The sequence below is a fragment of the Streptomyces sp. NPDC031265 genome (assembly GCF_055570295.1).
In genome coordinates, this window is sequence record NZ_JBVIHM010000031.1 from 50,982 (window position 1) to 66,331 (window position 15,350).

Here is a 15,350-nt window from a genome sequence, read left to right on the forward strand (position 1 = left end):
ACGCCAGAAGGCACCAACGTCCCCCAGGGCGCCGCCCCCCCTCCCCCCCCCCCCCCCCGCTCCTCCGTAACGGATCGAGGCCCATGCAGTACGCCATACCCGCAGCACTGCCCTGGTGGCCCCGGCTGCTCGCCCGTATGTCCCGGACCGAGGACGTCCCCGTACGCCGGCACGGTCTGCGGGCAGTCGGCACACCGTACGGCTGCGAGCCGCCGCCCACGCTCACCGAGCTGTACCGGGCGCGGCGGCTCGACATGGTGCGGCTCGCGCTCTTCCTGGTGGACGACCTGTACACCGCCGAGGACGTCGTCCAGGACGCCTTCGCCGCCCTCTGCCGCAGATACGGCACCTCGCTGGACGGGCTCGACGACCCCGCGTCCTATCTGCACACCGCCGTGGTCAACGCGGCCCGCTCCGTGCTGCGCAGACGTCGCACCGCCCGCGCCTACACCCCGCCCCACCAGGGGCACGGACCGCCCGTCGACGAGGGGCTGCTACTCGCCGAGGAACACCGTCAAGTCATGGACGCCCTAGCACAGTTGACGCAGCGTCAGCGCGAGGTGCTGGTGCTGCGCTACTGGTCGGAGCTGACCGAGGCGCAGATAGCCCACACGCTCGGCCTGTCGCGGGGCACGGTGAAGTCCACCGCGAGCCGCGCGCTGGACGTCCTGGAGAAGAAGCTGGAGGCGGGCCGATGAAGCCGCTTGCCGAAGACCGCCGGTCCGCGGCCGAGGACCGGGTGCGCGCCGCGCTGGCCGCCCGCGCATCGCTCGTCACCCACCACGACCTGAGCCACGAGGCGCCCCCGCAGGGGCGCAGTTGGGGAGTACGCCGGGTGCGCAGGGTCGCCTTCGCGGGTCTCGGCGTGGCTGCCGCCGTGGTGGCCGTGTGCCTGCTGGTGCTGCCCGGCGGCCCGCTGGCCCCGGCTCCGGCGCCGCCCGCCCACGCTCCGGGCATCAGCGAACGGCCGCCGTCCACGCCTACGGACCCGGTGGACCCCTCCGTCGCGGACCCCCGGGTGATCACCCAGCCATGAAGCACGTCCGTATCGCCCCGACTCACGTGTCGTCAGCCCGTCCGCGGGACCTTGGCGAACCCGGGCAGCGCGAACCAGGTGGGCAGCGCGCGGCGCACCTGCGGCGGCCTCTCTCTGAGCGAGAGCTGCCCGGCCCGGACCCGCACCCCCGTGGCGCGTCCGGGCCGGGCGGTATCGGGGAATTCCCGTAACCGCCTCGCCACGGCCTACCCCGGTGTCACGAGGTGTGTCGGCTCAGTCGGTCGGTCAGAAAAGCGAGGATCTCGTCCCTTGCCTTCAGGGTGGGGTGTCCGTCCTCGTCCACGAGGTGGGCGGTGACCACGCTGTGGGGAGACCCGACCACGTCGGCGAAGAACGGCGGCGGGGTGGTGTTCGCGGAACTGCCCGTAAGGACGCGGCCGTCGAAGGCGTCGCCCAGGAGCCTGCGGTAGGCGGCGAAGCGCTGGCCGGTGCACCAGCGGTCGTCGTCGAAGCGGTAGGCGAGAACCTTCAGCCCGTCGCGCTCGATGCGGTCGCGGACCGCACGCGCGTCCTCGTCGCTGATCTCGATTCCGGCAGGATCGTCCAGCGGCAGGGACGGGTGGTTGACCACGGGCGCGATGACGGCCGGCTCAAGTGCCATGGTGAGGGCGAAGTTGCCGGTGAAGCACAGCCCGATCGCGCCGACTCCTGGACCGCCGCATTCGGTGTGGGCCTGGCGCGCGAGCCCGCGCAGCCATGCGGTGACGGGGCTGGTGCCGCCCCCGGCGAACGCACGGAACTCGGCGCTGACGCACGCGCGGCGGACGACCTCGCTACCGCCCTCGGCCGTGGGGTAGGCGCCGTCGGTCCCGAAGAGGGAGGGGACGTAGACGGTGAAGCCCGCATCCCGTACCCACCGCGCCAGCCGAAGGACGTCGGGGCTGATGCCGGGCATCTCCGGCATCAGCACGACGGCTGGCCCGGTACCCGCGACGTACACCGTCTTGACCGTCCCGTCCACGTCCACGAGCCGGCGGGAGAAATCCGTAATGGCGTCGTCACGACATCCGTTGGCAGCGCTCATGGGGACAGCGTGTCCTCATGCCGCCGCACACCATGAGGGGCCAGATCGCCATGTGCGAGGGTAATCTCGCCAAGGGCCGACAGCGAGGAGGCGAGCGTGAGCGCATTGCGCGTGGGTGTCCTGGCCTATCCGGGCTGCTTCGCGTCCGAGGTGTTCGGCGTGCCCGACCTCCTGACCATGGCCACGCACGTCGCCGGTCCTGACCATGCGGGATACGAGGTGTCGATCGTTTCGCCCCGCCGTCGCGTCGCCGCGTCGGGCGGTGCGGCCCTGGCCGTCTCTCCCCTGCGCGAGGTCGACGTCCTTGTCGTACCCGGGTTCGAGCTGCTGCCGGGCCTGGACATGGACGCCAAGCTCGCCCTCCTCGCCCCCGAGATCGCGGCGATCCGCTCACACACCGACGCGGGCAACGCCGTGGTGTCGATCTGTGTCGGCGCGTTCCTGCTCGCCGAGGCGGGGCTCCTCGACCGGCGCCGGGCCACGACGTCATGGCTCTTCGCGGACGAACTGGCCCGACGCTGTCCGGACGCCGATGTCCGGCCCCACCACCTGGTCGTCACCGACGAGGGGGTGACGACGACGGCAGCCTTCAGCGCGATGTACGACTTCGCGCTGGAACTGATCCGCCGGCACAGCGGCGCCGACGTGGCACGGACGACCGCGCGGGTCGCGCTCGTCGACGACGCGCGATCGTCCCAGACCCCCTACGTCGACGCGCGGCTGCTTCCACGGCCCGGCAACGAGTTCTCCCACCGCGTCATGCGACGCCTCGACCAGACCCTTGCCGCCCGATACGACCTCACCGCACTGTCGGACACCTTCAACGTCAGCACCCGCACGCTGCTGCGGCGCTTCGCCGACGAGACCGGCCAGAGTCCGCTCGAGTATCTGCAGTCATCACGCGTCCGCCGCGCCCGTCACCTGCTGGAGACCACGGACCGGACCGTCGCCGGCATCTCCGCCGCGGTCGGCTACCAGGACTCCGCGACCTTCGCCGCCCTCTTCGCCAGACACACCGGACGCCGCCCGAGGGACTACCGCGCAACCTTCCGGCGCATCGCCCCCTGACACCTACGTGGTGAGGCCTGCCCGCTGACGCGGAAGTTCGGCACGCCGTACCGCGTCCGAGGCCAGGGCGACGACCGCGCCCAGACCGGCGAAGGTTCCGCATCCGACGAACACCGGGGCCGCGCCCCAGGCTCCGATGGCGGCGCCGACCAGCGGGTAGCTGAGGGGCGCGAGGCCGACCATGGTGACCATGACGACGGACGTGACCCTGCCCAGATAGGCGGGGTCCGCCGCGGTCTGTATCAGCGCGTTGTCCAGGCTGCCGAAGACGCCCGCGCTCAGCCCGATGACCCCGGCCAGCACCACCGCCATCCACAGGGTCGGCACCAGCGCGATGGCGGCCGCTCCCGCGCAGCCCACGAGCAGGGTTCCGGCCAGCGTCAGGCCCGCGCGGGGCAGCCAGCCGGCGACGGCGAGCAGCGCGGCGCTGGCCGCCGCTCCCGCACCGAAGCTGCTGACGATCCAGCCGTAGCCGGAAGGCCCCCAGCCGCGCTCGGCGTTGAGGAGCACCATGCCGACGTTGAGGGTGCCGGTCAGGCCCAGCTCGCACAGGGCGCCGACGGCGACGAGTGGCCCGATGAGGCGGTGGCGGCGGATGTAGCACAGACCGTCGAGCAAGTCCGCGCGTGCGGTGCCGAGTTCGGACCGCTCCTCGCGACGCGATCCGAGGCGCCGCATCCGGACCGCCAGCAGGAGCGGCAGGGACAGCGCGAAGAGCAGGCCCGCGACGGTGAAGGCGGCCGCCACGCCTCCGAGCCCCGTGGCCAGCCCGGCGATCGGCGGGCCCGTGATCTGGCTGAGCCGCATCGACAGCGAGCGCATGCCGGTGACCCGGGCCAGTTGCTCGGGGCTGGTGATCCGCGGTGGGAGGGCCCCGATCGCGGGTACGAACAGTGCGTCTATCGCACCGAAGACGAGCGCCACCGCGACCAGGATCCACAGGGCCGGCGCGGACAATGCGATGCAGGCGGCCACCGCCAGGATGAGGAGACAGCGCAGCGCGTCGCTGCCGAGAATGACCCGGCGGGGGTCGAACCGGTCGGCCACCACGCCTCCGCCGAGCATGAGTACCGCCCGCGGCAGTGCCCCGGCGGCCATGACGAGGCCGACTTCGGTGGGGCCTGCGGCTTTCTGGGCGGACCAGCCGAGGGCGACGAAGTACACGCTGTCGCCTATGAGGGAGGCGGTGTACGCGGCGAGCCAGCGCAGCACGTTGGCGTCGCGGTGGGCCGGCGCGGTGGCGCTTTCGGGCAGGGCTGTGTCTGCGGTGGCCATGGCGGGCTCCGGTGAGTGAAGGTGCGGCTGGGTCAGGGCCGGAACGGGAAGCCGTAGAGGTGCACGGACACGTGTTCGCGACCCTCGGTGTCGTCGGCCGCCTTGGCGGCTTTGCCCCGGTCCCGCCAGCGCCGGGCCACTGCTTCGAGCTCGTCGTTCATCTCGGCGAGTTCGGCCGGAGTCAGATCGACCAGCCACTCGGAGCTGAAGGCCGCGTCGGTCCACGTCTTGCCCCAGGCGGCCGTCTGGTCGAGATACGCACGGTACTGGGCGACGCGGGTGTCGAAGATGCCGCGGGTCACCGCGCCCACGGCGGCCGCCCCTTCGGGTGTGTCCGCGAAGTCGGAGTCGCGAAAGCCCCAGCCCTCCTCGGAGGCCACCTGCCACCACCGCTCCCGGCCGTCGGCGCTGCGGCCGCTCGCCTCGGTCACGAAGCCGTGCTCGGCAAGTTTGCGCAGGTGGTAACTGACCAACGAAGGCGCCTGGTCGACCTGCTCGCCGAGCTGGGAGGCGGTCGCGGCGCCCGCGGCGTACAGCAGCCGGTAGAGCTGCATGCGCAGCGGGTTGGTGAACGCCTTCAACCGGGACAGGTCGGTGATCTGCTCGGGCTCACGCTTCGGTCGCATGCACCGACCCTAAGTGTGAAAGATAAATTGCGCAATAAGTCTTTCAGAACCCGTCCGAGCCCTTCGTGGCGGGCACGCCGAACCCTCCGCCGGTTGCGCACGGGTACGCGACCTGGCCACGCGAGGGAACCCGTGCCGCATCGTGAAACCCACGGGCCCCATCTCGCACCTTTGTGCGACACTCCCCCGCATGCTGGGTGTAACCGATCTTCCGACATACCTCGTGGGCCTGGTGCTGATCATTTTGGCGCCGGGACCCAACTCCTTGTACGTGCTGTCCGTCGCAGCCCGGCGCGGCGTGCGGACGGGGTATATCGCCGCGGCAGGGGTGTGGACCGGGGACACGGTGCTGATGACGCTCTCCGCGCTCGGCGCGGCATCGCTGCTCCAGACGACGCCGCTGCTGTTCGACGCCGTCAAGTACGCCGGTGCCGGATATCTCTGCTGGATGGCGATCGGCATGCTGCGCCAGGCCCTCGGCATGTGGCGCAACCGCCACACCGCGACCGGCCCCGATGCGGTCGACGGCCTCCAGCAGGAGGCCACCACCGCCGAACGGCCCTACCGGCGCGCGCTGATGCTCAGCCTCTTCAACCCGAAGGCGATCCTGTTCCTGATCTCCTTCTTCGTGCAGTTCGTGGATCCGGGGTACGCCTATCCGGCGCTGTCGTTCCTGGTGCTCGGCACGCTGCTCCAACTGGCGAGCTTCCTCTACCTGTCCACGCTGATATTCAGCGGCACCCGGCTGGCCGCCGCCTTCCGCCGCCGCAAGCGGCTGTCCGCGGGCGCGACCTCGGCGGCAGGCGTCCTCTTCCTCGGCTTCGCCGCAAAGCTGTCGCTCAGCGGGGTGTGATCACTCTTGCACCGCCGCGCGGTAAAGAGTTGATCAAACACCCTGGCGGGGCGGTATGTGATGCGCGTAGATCTTTCCCATGCGCACTGTCACCAAAACCGCAGCAACTGTCGCCGCCCTCGCCGTCACCGGCGCCGCCTTCTACGGCGCCGGCGCGGCCACCGCAGGGAACACGACGCCGAAGAGCGACAAGGAGATCCCCAACATCACCAAGGTCGAGGACAAGATCAACGCCTACTACGGCGGGGCTCCCGACTCCACCGGGGCCTACCAGGCCTCCCCGACCAGCAACTACGCCAAGCAGGTCGCCGCGATCGAGGCGCGCGCGAAGCGCCAGATAGCGCATGCCGCCGAGCACTCGGGGCGGGACGGCCGTAAGCCCGCCATCGTCCTCGACGTCGACGACACGACGCTGCTGACCTACGACTACGAGAAGAAGAACGGCTTCGCGTACAACGCCACCGCCTTCAACACGTACGTCCAGAGTGCGCAGTCCATAGCCGTGTTCGGCATGCCCGACCTGGTCAACTACGCAGCGAAGAAGGGCGTCACGGTCTTCTTCCTCACCGGCCGCGACGCCTCACAGCGCGACGCGAGCGCCACCAACCTCACCAAGGCGGGCTACGCGGTCCCGGTCGACAGCACGCACTTCTTCCTCAAGGACAAGGCCAACCCGCCGGCCTACCTGAGCTGCGGCAAGCCCACCTGGACCTGCTCCACGGTCGACTACAAGGCAGGCACCCGCAAGCACATCGAGAGCCTCGGCTACCGCATCGTCGCCAACCTCGGCGACCAGTACACCGATCTCGCGGGCGGCCACGCCGACAAGACGTACAAGGTCCCCAACCCGATGTACTTCCTGCCGTAACCCGACCGGCCGGGGCGCACGGAACCACACCGCGCACCCCGGCCGGGCCGGGCAACGCGCGATCAGCCGGCGGCGTCGCCGAACCACTTCGTCAACTGGCCGACCAGATCCTGCTGATCGTCACCGACCCACACCACATGGCCGTCCGGCCGCAGCAGCACGGCGGGCACGTCCAGTTCCTCGCTGACGTCGACGACGTGGTCGACCCGATCCGCCCAGCCCGCCGCCGAGAGCCGGCCGGTCTGGTCGAGCAGCAGTCCGCGGCCGCCGTGCATCAGCTCGTACAGGCGCCCCTGCTTCAGCTTCACGTCCCGCAGCCGTCGGCCGAGCAGTTCGTGGCCCTCGCCGAGGTCGTAGCGGACCTCGACCGCGGTGATCATCCCGGTCACGTACCGGTTCACCTCCTCGAAGTCCATCAGCTTCGAGAACAGCTCGCGCAGCGCGGTGGGGCCCGGATCGGTTCCCATCAGCGTGATCTGCGCGCGGGTGTTGTCCAGCACGGCGGCGCCCACCGGGTGCCGTTCGGCGTGGTAGCTGTCGAGGAGCCCCTCCGGCGCCCAGCCGTTGACCGCGGCGGCCAGCTTCCAGCCGAGGTTGAAGGCGTCCTGCAGGCCGAGGTTCATCCCCTGTCCACCGGTCGGCGGGTGGATGTGCGCGGCGTCGCCGGCCAGGAACGCACGGCCGACCCGGTAGCGCTCGGCCTGTCGGCTCCCATCACCGAACCGGGACAGCCAGCGCGGCGAGTGCACGCCGAAGTCGGTGCCCGCGTAGGCGCGCAGCTGCTGTTTGAAATCGTCGAGGGTCGGCTCGGTCGCACGGTCCTCGGCCACCCCGTCGGCGGGCAGGACAACGCGGCACACCCCGTTCTCGTCGGGGGCGGTGACGCCGAACCGCAGTTGGGTCTTGTTGACTTCCTTGACGACGGCGGCGATCGTCGCCGGATCCTCGGTCACCTCCATTTGGCCCACCAGCGTCTCGACCTTGGCGGGCTCGCCGGGGAAACCGACACCGAGCAGCTTGCGCACCGTACTGCGGCCGCCGTCGCATCCGACCAGGTAACGCGAGCGCAGGTGCGTGCCGTCCACCAGCTCGACGGTCACCCCCTCCTCATCCTGGCTCAGCCCGACCACTTCGCAGCCGCGCCGGATCTCGGTACCGATTTCGAGGGCGCGCTCGTTGAGCAGCCGCTCGGTGACCGGCTGCGGGTGGGCGAGGCCGTACGCGTGAGCCGTGTCCAACCGGTCCGGCCACGGCTTCACGATGCCGCCGAAGAGGCCGCCGACCTGGAACTTCTCACTAACCGCCGAGAACCGGTCCAGCAGGCCGCGCTGATCCATCAGCTCGACACTGCGCGCGTGCAGGCCCTGCCCGCGGGACTGCTTGGTCGGCTCGGCCAACTTCTCCAGCACGACCACCTGCACGCCGTGCAGTCGCAGTTCACCGGCGAGCATCAGGCCGGTCGGTCCACCGCCGACAACGACCACGTCGATCATCAAAGTCTTCCCATTTCCGCAGGTCCTGGCTTCGTCCGATGATTCTGCGGCATGACCGGGGCCTTGCCGCAAGCCCTCCTGTGCGCTATAAATTAAGAGCGGCAAGGAGTCGGTGACCTCCTTGCCCTTCTCTTTGCCACCCGCTACGGGCAAGCGGCTTCGGACATGTAAGTGAACATGCGCTCCCACCGTGCGCGAGATGTGACTCCACCGGTTTTCATCTCCATATGGCCGACACCAAGAAGTACCTGCTCGCCGCGGTTGTCGGCACTGCTCTCACCCTCGGCTCCGCCGCGCCCGCCCTGGCAGACCACGGGCCGGACCACGGTTAGGGTGACCGCAACCACTTCGGCTCCGGCGGGACGGAGTGCACCACGGACGACCCCGGCGCCCACGCCGAGGGAGTCGTCTACGACTCCCCCGGCTTCCGGCAACCTGATCCAGATTCCCCTCAGCATCCCCGTCAACATCTGCGGCAACAGCATCGGCTGAGCGGTCAAACCGCAGTCGAACCCCTTCAGTCCAGCAGGAGGGGATTCGGCAGGATGGCCTCGGGGTGCATCCGCAGGAGGGTGTGCAGGACTCCAGAGAGGCCGGACATGAGGCTGGGGGAGAACGCTTCGCGGGCCAAACCCCCCACCGGCCCGCGTTGTTCGAGACCGGTGAGGATCTCACCGTCGAGATCATCGGCGTTGCCGGAGCCCAGGGACGTGAGGAACTCCCAGAGGCCGAGATCGCCGTGGCACAGGGTGTGGCTCCAGCCGAAGCCCTCGGCGGCGCACGCGCGCGCGGCCCGGTGCGCCATGTCGAGGTGGGCCGGATCGCCCGTACGCCGGTGGAGATCGAGCATGCCGATGCCGATCCCCGCGCTGCCGTGGCACCAACTGGTGAAGAAGTCCTCCTCGGCGCCGATGCGTACGTCCAGCCAGTTGCCTTGTCCGGGCTGGTAGAGGGAGTCCTGGTAGGCGAAGGCCCGCTCGGCGAGGTGGGTCCAGTCGCGGCGTTCGGCCGTGGAGCCCGCGTCGCTCAGGGCGAGTCGGGTCAGCGCCCAGCCGATGCCGGTGGCGCCGTGGGCGAAGCCGCCGATGCCCTCGGGGTTGAGCCGGGTCGTCCAACGGGCGCCGCTCGCGTCGACGATGGCCAGCCCGGACAGCCGGCGGCCGATGTGCGCGGCGGCGGCGAGCCAGCGGTCCTGTCCGGTCGCCTCGGCCAGATCGAGCAGCGGAACCACTCCCCCGGCCGCGCCGTTGAGGAGGTCCACCTCCACGTCGTCCTCGACCAGACGGCCCTGCGCGAGCAGCAGGGCTCGTTGGGCCGCCCGCTCCACCAGCCAGTCCTCACCGAGCACCCGGTGCAGCGCCAACCACGTCCACACCTGCGACGCAGCGCCGCTGAACGCTCCGGCCGACGGCGTCGGCGTCCGGTCCTCGGTGCCGATGAGCACCCGCAGCGCACCCTCGAACGCCTCGGTGACACCCGGGACTTCGTCCGCCCGCCCCGCCCGCGCCTCGGTCACATACTCCGCAAGCGTCAGCGCCACACCGCCCTGCCCGGTGTAGAGGTCGGCGGGCAGCACCCTGATGGACCACCCGGCCGGGGTGAAGACCGGGCTGATCCAGGTGACCGTGCCGTCCTCGCCGCGCACCGCGCCGTCGCACAGGCGCCGTACCATCTGCACGGCCAGGTCGCGGCGCCGCCGCTCGCGGTCACGGGCATGCGGGTCGCGGGCGCCCGCCTGCACCCGCTGGGGCAGTGAACGCTCATTGAGGTACGCGCCCACCAACGCGTCCTGGATCACCGACTCCTCCAGTGGCAGGTCGGCGGTGCGCCAGTCCTCGATGGTGGTCCGTACGACGGCCGTGTCCACCGTGAAGGTGGACATAGGCACGTCCCCGCCCATCAGGTCCGCTATCTCGCCGTCGATGGCCGCACGGTCGGTCGGGGCGCCGGGCAGCACCTCGGCGTTGCGCCGCAGGATGTCCCGGGCCCGTTCGACGGCCCCCGCCTCGTCGTGCAGCGACGCGGGATGCCACAGCATCCGGCCGATGTCCACGTACGCCTGTGTCGGCCGCAGGATCCGCCGCGCCTGGGCGCCCTCGAAGCGGCGCAGCAGCCGGTACGGGTCGGTCCCGGGCCGGCGCAGATGCGCGGTCATCTCGCGGAACCCGGCCAGGATCCGGTCCCAGTACGCGCTCAGCACCGGGGTGGGGCTGGGGTGGTTGCCCGCGGTGGGCATGGCCACCAGGTCCACCTCGAAGCGGGCCGCGGCGGTGCCGCCGTCCGCGATCACGGGGTTGGGGATCAGCGGTTGCTGGCCGGGCAGTGCGCCGACTCCGGAGATGTCCACCCCGCCGAGCGCGAAGCCGGTGCCGCGCACGGGCAGCAGTCCGGTGCGCAGCACCGTCCGGCGGATGGCCGCCGCCGCCACGTCCACCGCGTCGCCCCGGCCGCTGGCCGGGAAGGGCGCGGGGGCGTCGAAGAGGGTCTCCGCGTCCACGATCACCGGTACCGGGCCAGCCGCGATCATGTTCTCGGCGTGCATGTCGGTGCCGCCGGTGAAGCGGAGGACGGCCAGCCAGTGTCCGACGTTGCGGTAGAACGCGGCGAGTTCGGCATCGCCCGCGCAGTAGCGGTGGCGGACGAACTCGGACCAGCCGTACCCCTCACGCACCAACGTCTGCGGCACACGGATGCGCTCGTCGGGAGCCGGGGCGCCGGGGAAGTCCGCGAACAGCTCCTCCAGCAGCGCGCCCAGAGCCACGTCGGCCTGGGACGGCCGGGGCTTGTACATGACGCTGTCGCCGTCGAAGTCGACCCTGCTGACCGTCAGACCGCCGCGGTGGCTGTCGCCCGCCCCGAACTCGACGGCCCGTATCCCGCCCGCGGGTGCTCCCAGCAGCGGCCGCAGCAGTTCGCGGTCCTCGGCGAGCCGTGCGGCGAAACCGGCCGTCGCCGCCACCGCCAGCCGCGCCACCGACGCGATCCGCCGCCGGAGGGTCGGGTACCGGTCGGCCAGCCGGTCGAGATAGCTCTCGTCCTCGGCCTGTTCGATGAACGCGGCCCATATCGCGGTGTCGGGCACGGCCTGGGCAGCGGTGCCCGCCCGCCCACCGCCTTCCGCCATGCGCAGTGCGTGCAGTTCGATCAGGAACAGACGGGACAGCTTCGCGTGCAAGGACCTGATCAGGGCGGTGTGCCCGGCCTCCAGCACGACATCCCGTTCCGCGCTCTCCAGCGCGTCCACGGCGCCCAGCCGCCTGGCCAACTCCTCCCGCCACGGGTCGGCGATGTTACGTACCGGGCGGTCAAACCACTCCGCCTCGTCCCTCTTGTCCGGCGCCGATCCGTCCACGGTCCGCCCCTCCCCAATCCGTCGCGCGTCGGCGCCCTCAAGGCGCTCCACAGGGTGCCTGCACAGGGCGTGGGGAACCGCGCGACCAGCCTCGGACGCGACACGCGCGCCGTGGCATGGTGAGCGGTTCCCCACTCGTCTGTCCGTACTCTCCTGCCTGACTCTCCGGCCTGTGAACGTCACTCAGCGGCGGTGCCCCCGACGGGCGCACTCCGCAGGACGGTCAGCAGCCGTCGGTGATCAGCAACACCAGCTTCCGCGCGACCCGCTAGGGCTGGAGCAGAAGCCGTAGAGGGAGTCGCTCGGGTCCGTGAGCGCGGCCTCGGCGGCGGCGCCGCCGACGTAGAGCGGCCCGGCGGGGTTGGACTGACCGTACGCACTCTCGGCGCCCGACAGCCAGGCGTTGAGCACGGCGGTTGCGGGAACACTGGTCTGGGGCATCTGCGGCCTCCGGACATAGGAATTGGGACGGATTGCCCAGTCCCGAGTATTGCCGGATCCGAACACCTGTCAGACGACTAATCCGGCCACAGTCTTGGGGTGCTCGTGCGCGGTATCGCGCTGCGTGGGGCGACGGTTCACGGCACCACGCCGAGCGAGGGGGCTGGCCCACGAGCCTCAGGAAGGGTTTATCAGCCTTGACTTGATCCAGTTGCGTGGCTGCATTGCGCCTTGACGTTCGGCCCGGACTCCGCGAGGGCAGGCGACCCGGGATCGTGTACCGGACCGGGCAACTCCAGGTACTGGTGTCGGAGTACGCGACCTTGAGGGCAGCGAGAGATACGGGGGGGGGAGCATTGGCAAACAGACACGCACGGTAGGCAGGTGGGGCGATTCCGCGTGTCCGGCCGGCCCGTCGGCGTCCGGCCGGGTACGAGTTGGACGTGCGCTGAACGGCCCGGTGACCGGTCCTACCTCCCGGAACGGACGCGTCAGTCGCCTGTTGCCCCGTCGGTCCGCTCCCGCAGGAAGTCGGCGTGGCCGTTGTGCCGGGCGTACTCCTGGATCAGCAGCATATAGACCCACCGCAAACTGAGCGGCTTGCCCCGCGTGGACACGAACGTCTCGTCGAGACCGCGCCCCGCCACCGCCGCGTCGCACGCTCGCACCTCCGCCCGGAACAGGGCGAAGTCCCGCTCGGCGTCGGCCTGATCGACACCGGCGAGTCCCTCGTCACCAGCCGCCGGACCGGTGAACACCCCGCCGATCTCCTCGCCTGCGAAGCTCCGTCGAAACCACCAGCGCTCCACCTCTGCCATGTGCCTCACCAGACCGAGAAGGGTGAGGTTCGACGGGTCGACGGTCGCCCGCGCCAACTCGCCCGGCTCCAGCCCGGCGCACTTGGCCAGCAACGTTTCCCGGTGCCAGTTCAGCCACCCCTCCAGCATCCCGCGCTCCGGCACTACGCCCAGGCCGCCAAGCTGCGTGGTACGTTCCACCTGCGGTGCTCTCCACGTCATTCCCCCACCTTGGCGTCCACCACGGTCGAAGGCCAACCCGCGGGCCCCGCACCGACCGGCCGCAACCGCCCCCCGCCTGCCTGGCAGCATCGGCTGGTTCCGGGAACGCATCACGCGCCACGACCCGCCGTACGCCACCGAGTACGTCGTCGAGAGCAGCCTGCCACCGTCACGGCACGAACTGGGCGGTGTGGAGCTCAGCGAGGTGGATGACGGCACTCTGGTCCGCTGGACCACCCGCGCCGAGATCCCTGCCCGCTCGTCGGTGCCTTCCTCACCCGCCGCCTCGCACGGCCGATCATCACCCGCACCTTCCGCAACATCCTCGACACAGCCGACGCGGCGTTGACTCAACTCCCCCGGCCAGAACGGGCATGACCACCGGCACCGCATCGATACGCGCCACGCGGAGGGGGTGTCTGCCCGCCGCCCGATGGGCGGGCAGACACCCGCGGTGCACGCCGAGACGGGGGACCTCCGCGTTCACCGCACCGGCGACCGGGCCAGGAGAAAGCCGCGTCGCCGTAGCCACTAGGGCTGAAACGAGCGTGACAGCCGCCGCCCCCGGCTAAACAGCACCCCCTCAGCCAACAAATCCCCGACGGTGGCCGACGCGCGCCGGGTGCCGCCGCTCATCCGTGCCGACGCGGAGCCCGGGGTTCACGCCCACACCGAGCCGTACGAGCTGAACACCGCGGGGTCAAGGCCTGGCCGGGTGCAGGGCGCCCATGTCATCGCCGTGGAGCCGGGCGACGGCACGGCCGCCGAGTTCCGACGCGCTCTGCCCGATGTGCCGGTCGTCCGGGGCGCATAGGTACGTTGGGTGGCCCGGAGAGGGAAGGGCCGGGAGGAATCCGACCTCCCGGCTCACCCTTCTCGTAACGGGCTACGGGCGGCTGTTGATGACCCCGGCCTCGGCCGACGCGTCACCACCCTGCAGGGGCGACAGCGCCGACCGCCGTCAGGCTCAGCGCCGCCACAGCCGTCGCCACCAACGCCGCAACACGCTTGGACATGCTCATCAGTCTCCCTCCCGCAACAGCACCTTGCGATACAGCCGCGATCCTGACAATGCCCACCAACAACCCGTAACAGCGGTCTCCTCAAGCGCGGCTCGTTCCCCGGGCTCGCGTCTCAGCTCACCGCCTGCTTCACGAGCGCGGCGATCCGTGCCTCCACCTCGGCCGTCACCCCGGTCAGGGCGAACGCGGACGCCCACATCGTGCCCTCGTCGAGCTTGGCCTGGTCGCTGAAGCCGAGGGTGGCGTAGCGCGTCTTGAACTTGTCCGCGCTCTGGAAGAAGCAGACGACCTTTCCGTCCAGTGCGTAGGACGGCATCCCGTACCAGAGCTTCGGCGCGAGCGTCGGGGCGTTGGCGGTGATGACGGCGTGGACGCGCCCGGCCATGATCCGGTCCGAGTCCGGCATCTCGGCGATCTTCGCGAGCACGTCCTGCTCCGCCTCCGCCGCCTTTTCCGCGCGCGACTTGCGACGCCCCGCCGTCTTCAGCTCCTTGGCGTGATCCTTCATCGCGGCCCGCTCCTCGGCCGTGAACCCCTCATACCCACTGCTGTCGGTGCTGCTCATGACGCATCTACCCCTTGAGGACCTTGATGTGCGGCTCTTGAAGGGGACCTTAACCGGGGGCACCGACAACGGGGCTCAGCAGCGACCCGGGCGTGTGCCCGCCGGTTCACGACGCGGCGAGTGCGTCGCGCCAAGCGGGGCTGTCGACGTAGTGGTTGTCGTAACGCTCCGAAGACTCCGCGATCTTCTTCGGGTCGGTCTCGCCGCGCATCACACTGCCGAGCAGCCGCAGATAGTCGAAGCGGCCCATGCCGGGCGTGAAGGTGAACAGGACGTCGGCCTCGCAGCCCGGCGCCGCGGCGAAGGCGTGCGGGGTGTGCGGGGGCACGGCGAGGAAGTCGCCGGCGTTCAGAACGGTGACCTCCTCGCCCACCAGCACCTGGAGGGAGCCGCTGATCACGAAGAAGAGCTCCGTGGCCTTGGTGTGGAGGTGCGCGGGAGCGCCGACGGCTCCCTTCGCGAAAGTCGAGCGGTACGCGGTGAATCCGCCGCCGGGCGCGTCCGTGTCGGCCAGCAGCGTCATCACGCTGCTCGGGTCGGCACAGGTCTCGGCCTCGGCGGCGCGGGTGAGGAGAGCGTCGAAGCCGGTGCTCTTGCTGGTGTTCTTGCTGTTCACGGTGGTTTCCCCTTCGGTTCTGCAGCGGCCTCGTCGTCGCTGTGATCACCACTCTATGAAGCCGAAAGACC

At 70.6% G+C, this 15,350-nt stretch carries 15 protein-coding genes and 1 pseudogene; 7 read left to right on the top strand and 9 right to left on the bottom strand.

Annotated features, from left to right (window positions below):
- Positions 1-83 precede the first annotated feature (83 nt).
- Both ACZ499_RS33445 and ACZ499_RS33450 read left to right on the top strand, forming a co-directional pair.
- A complete protein-coding gene (locus ACZ499_RS33445; protein WP_468680072.1) occupies positions 84-698 on the top strand; it encodes a sigma-70 family RNA polymerase sigma factor in 615 nt (204 codons plus the stop codon).
- A complete protein-coding gene (locus ACZ499_RS33450; protein WP_468680073.1) occupies positions 695-1,036 on the top strand; it encodes a hypothetical protein in 342 nt (113 codons plus the stop codon). Before ACZ499_RS33445 ends, ACZ499_RS33450 begins: the two co-directional genes overlap by 4 nt.
- Positions 1,037-1,253: 217 nt before the next feature.
- Here ACZ499_RS33450 and ACZ499_RS33455 read toward each other — a convergent pair whose 3' ends face one another.
- Positions 1,254-2,081, bottom strand: coding sequence for a dienelactone hydrolase family protein (locus tag ACZ499_RS33455; protein WP_468680075.1), 828 nt, complete (start codon positions 2,079-2,081; stop codon positions 1,254-1,256).
- 96 nt (positions 2,082-2,177) lie between these two features.
- On the opposite strand from ACZ499_RS33455, the gene ACZ499_RS33460 reads away from it, so the two are divergent.
- Complete coding sequence (locus ACZ499_RS33460) at positions 2,178-3,149, top strand: GlxA family transcriptional regulator (RefSeq protein ID WP_468680077.1); 972 nt, start codon at positions 2,178-2,180, stop codon at positions 3,147-3,149.
- 3 nt (positions 3,150-3,152) lie between these two features.
- Here the strand turns inward: ACZ499_RS33460 and ACZ499_RS33465 are convergent, their stop codons facing one another.
- Together ACZ499_RS33465 and ACZ499_RS33470 are read right to left on the bottom strand one after the other, a co-directional pair.
- Complete coding sequence (locus ACZ499_RS33465; protein WP_468680081.1) at positions 3,153-4,424, bottom strand: MFS transporter; 1,272 nt, start codon at positions 4,422-4,424, stop codon at positions 3,153-3,155.
- A gap of 32 nt (positions 4,425-4,456) precedes the next feature.
- Positions 4,457-5,050, bottom strand: a complete 594-nt coding sequence (locus tag ACZ499_RS33470; protein ID WP_468680084.1) for an ArsR/SmtB family transcription factor — start codon at positions 5,048-5,050, stop codon at positions 4,457-4,459.
- Positions 5,051-5,240: 190 nt separating this feature from the next.
- On the opposite strand from ACZ499_RS33470, the gene leuE reads away from it, so the two are divergent.
- Positions 5,241-5,903: a leucine efflux protein LeuE gene (gene leuE / locus ACZ499_RS33475; RefSeq protein WP_468680086.1), complete on the top strand. Its 663-nt coding sequence runs from the start codon at positions 5,241-5,243 to the stop codon at positions 5,901-5,903.
- Between the two features lie 79 nt (positions 5,904-5,982).
- Positions 5,983-6,771 (top strand): HAD family acid phosphatase, encoded by a 789-nt coding sequence (locus tag ACZ499_RS33480; RefSeq protein WP_468680088.1) that lies wholly within the window; start codon positions 5,983-5,985, stop codon positions 6,769-6,771.
- 62 nt (positions 6,772-6,833) lie between these two features.
- Here ACZ499_RS33480 and rox read toward each other — a convergent pair whose 3' ends face one another.
- Complete coding sequence (rox, locus tag ACZ499_RS33485) at positions 6,834-8,264, bottom strand: rifampin monooxygenase (RefSeq protein ID WP_468680090.1); 1,431 nt, start codon at positions 8,262-8,264, stop codon at positions 6,834-6,836.
- 333 nt (positions 8,265-8,597) lie between these two features.
- Here rox and ACZ499_RS33490 point away from each other — a divergent pair, with 333 nt between their 5' ends.
- Positions 8,598-8,756: a chaplin family protein gene (locus tag ACZ499_RS33490; RefSeq protein WP_468680091.1), complete on the top strand. Its 159-nt coding sequence runs from the start codon at positions 8,598-8,600 to the stop codon at positions 8,754-8,756.
- A gap of 25 nt (positions 8,757-8,781) precedes the next feature.
- Here the strand turns inward: ACZ499_RS33490 and ACZ499_RS33495 are convergent, their stop codons facing one another.
- From ACZ499_RS33495 to ACZ499_RS33505, 3 genes are all read right to left on the bottom strand, one after another.
- Entirely contained in the window at positions 8,782-11,616 is a 2,835-nt protein-coding gene (locus ACZ499_RS33495; protein ID WP_468680093.1) for a type 2 lanthipeptide synthetase LanM family protein, read from the bottom strand.
- A gap of 240 nt (positions 11,617-11,856) precedes the next feature.
- A complete protein-coding gene (locus tag ACZ499_RS33500) occupies positions 11,857-12,057 on the bottom strand; it encodes a DUF6229 family protein (RefSeq protein ID WP_190087684.1) in 201 nt (66 codons plus the stop codon).
- Between the two features lie 491 nt (positions 12,058-12,548).
- Complete coding sequence (locus tag ACZ499_RS33505) at positions 12,549-13,076, bottom strand: DinB family protein (RefSeq protein WP_468402075.1); 528 nt, start codon at positions 13,074-13,076, stop codon at positions 12,549-12,551.
- A gap of 718 nt (positions 13,077-13,794) precedes the next feature.
- Between ACZ499_RS33505 and ACZ499_RS33510 the strand changes: the two are divergent.
- Positions 13,795-13,884 (top strand): annotated as a pseudogene (locus ACZ499_RS33510) (SAM-dependent methyltransferase); the annotation flags it as partial.
- A gap of 326 nt (positions 13,885-14,210) precedes the next feature.
- On the opposite strand, the gene ACZ499_RS33515 reads toward ACZ499_RS33510, so the two are convergent.
- Both ACZ499_RS33515 and ACZ499_RS33520 read right to left on the bottom strand, forming a co-directional pair.
- Positions 14,211-14,663: an iron chaperone gene (locus tag ACZ499_RS33515; protein WP_468680096.1), complete on the bottom strand. Its 453-nt coding sequence runs from the start codon at positions 14,661-14,663 to the stop codon at positions 14,211-14,213.
- Between the two features lie 106 nt (positions 14,664-14,769).
- Positions 14,770-15,279 (bottom strand): cupin domain-containing protein, encoded by a 510-nt coding sequence (locus ACZ499_RS33520; RefSeq protein ID WP_468402079.1) that lies wholly within the window; start codon positions 15,277-15,279, stop codon positions 14,770-14,772.
- Positions 15,280-15,350 lie beyond the last annotated feature (71 nt).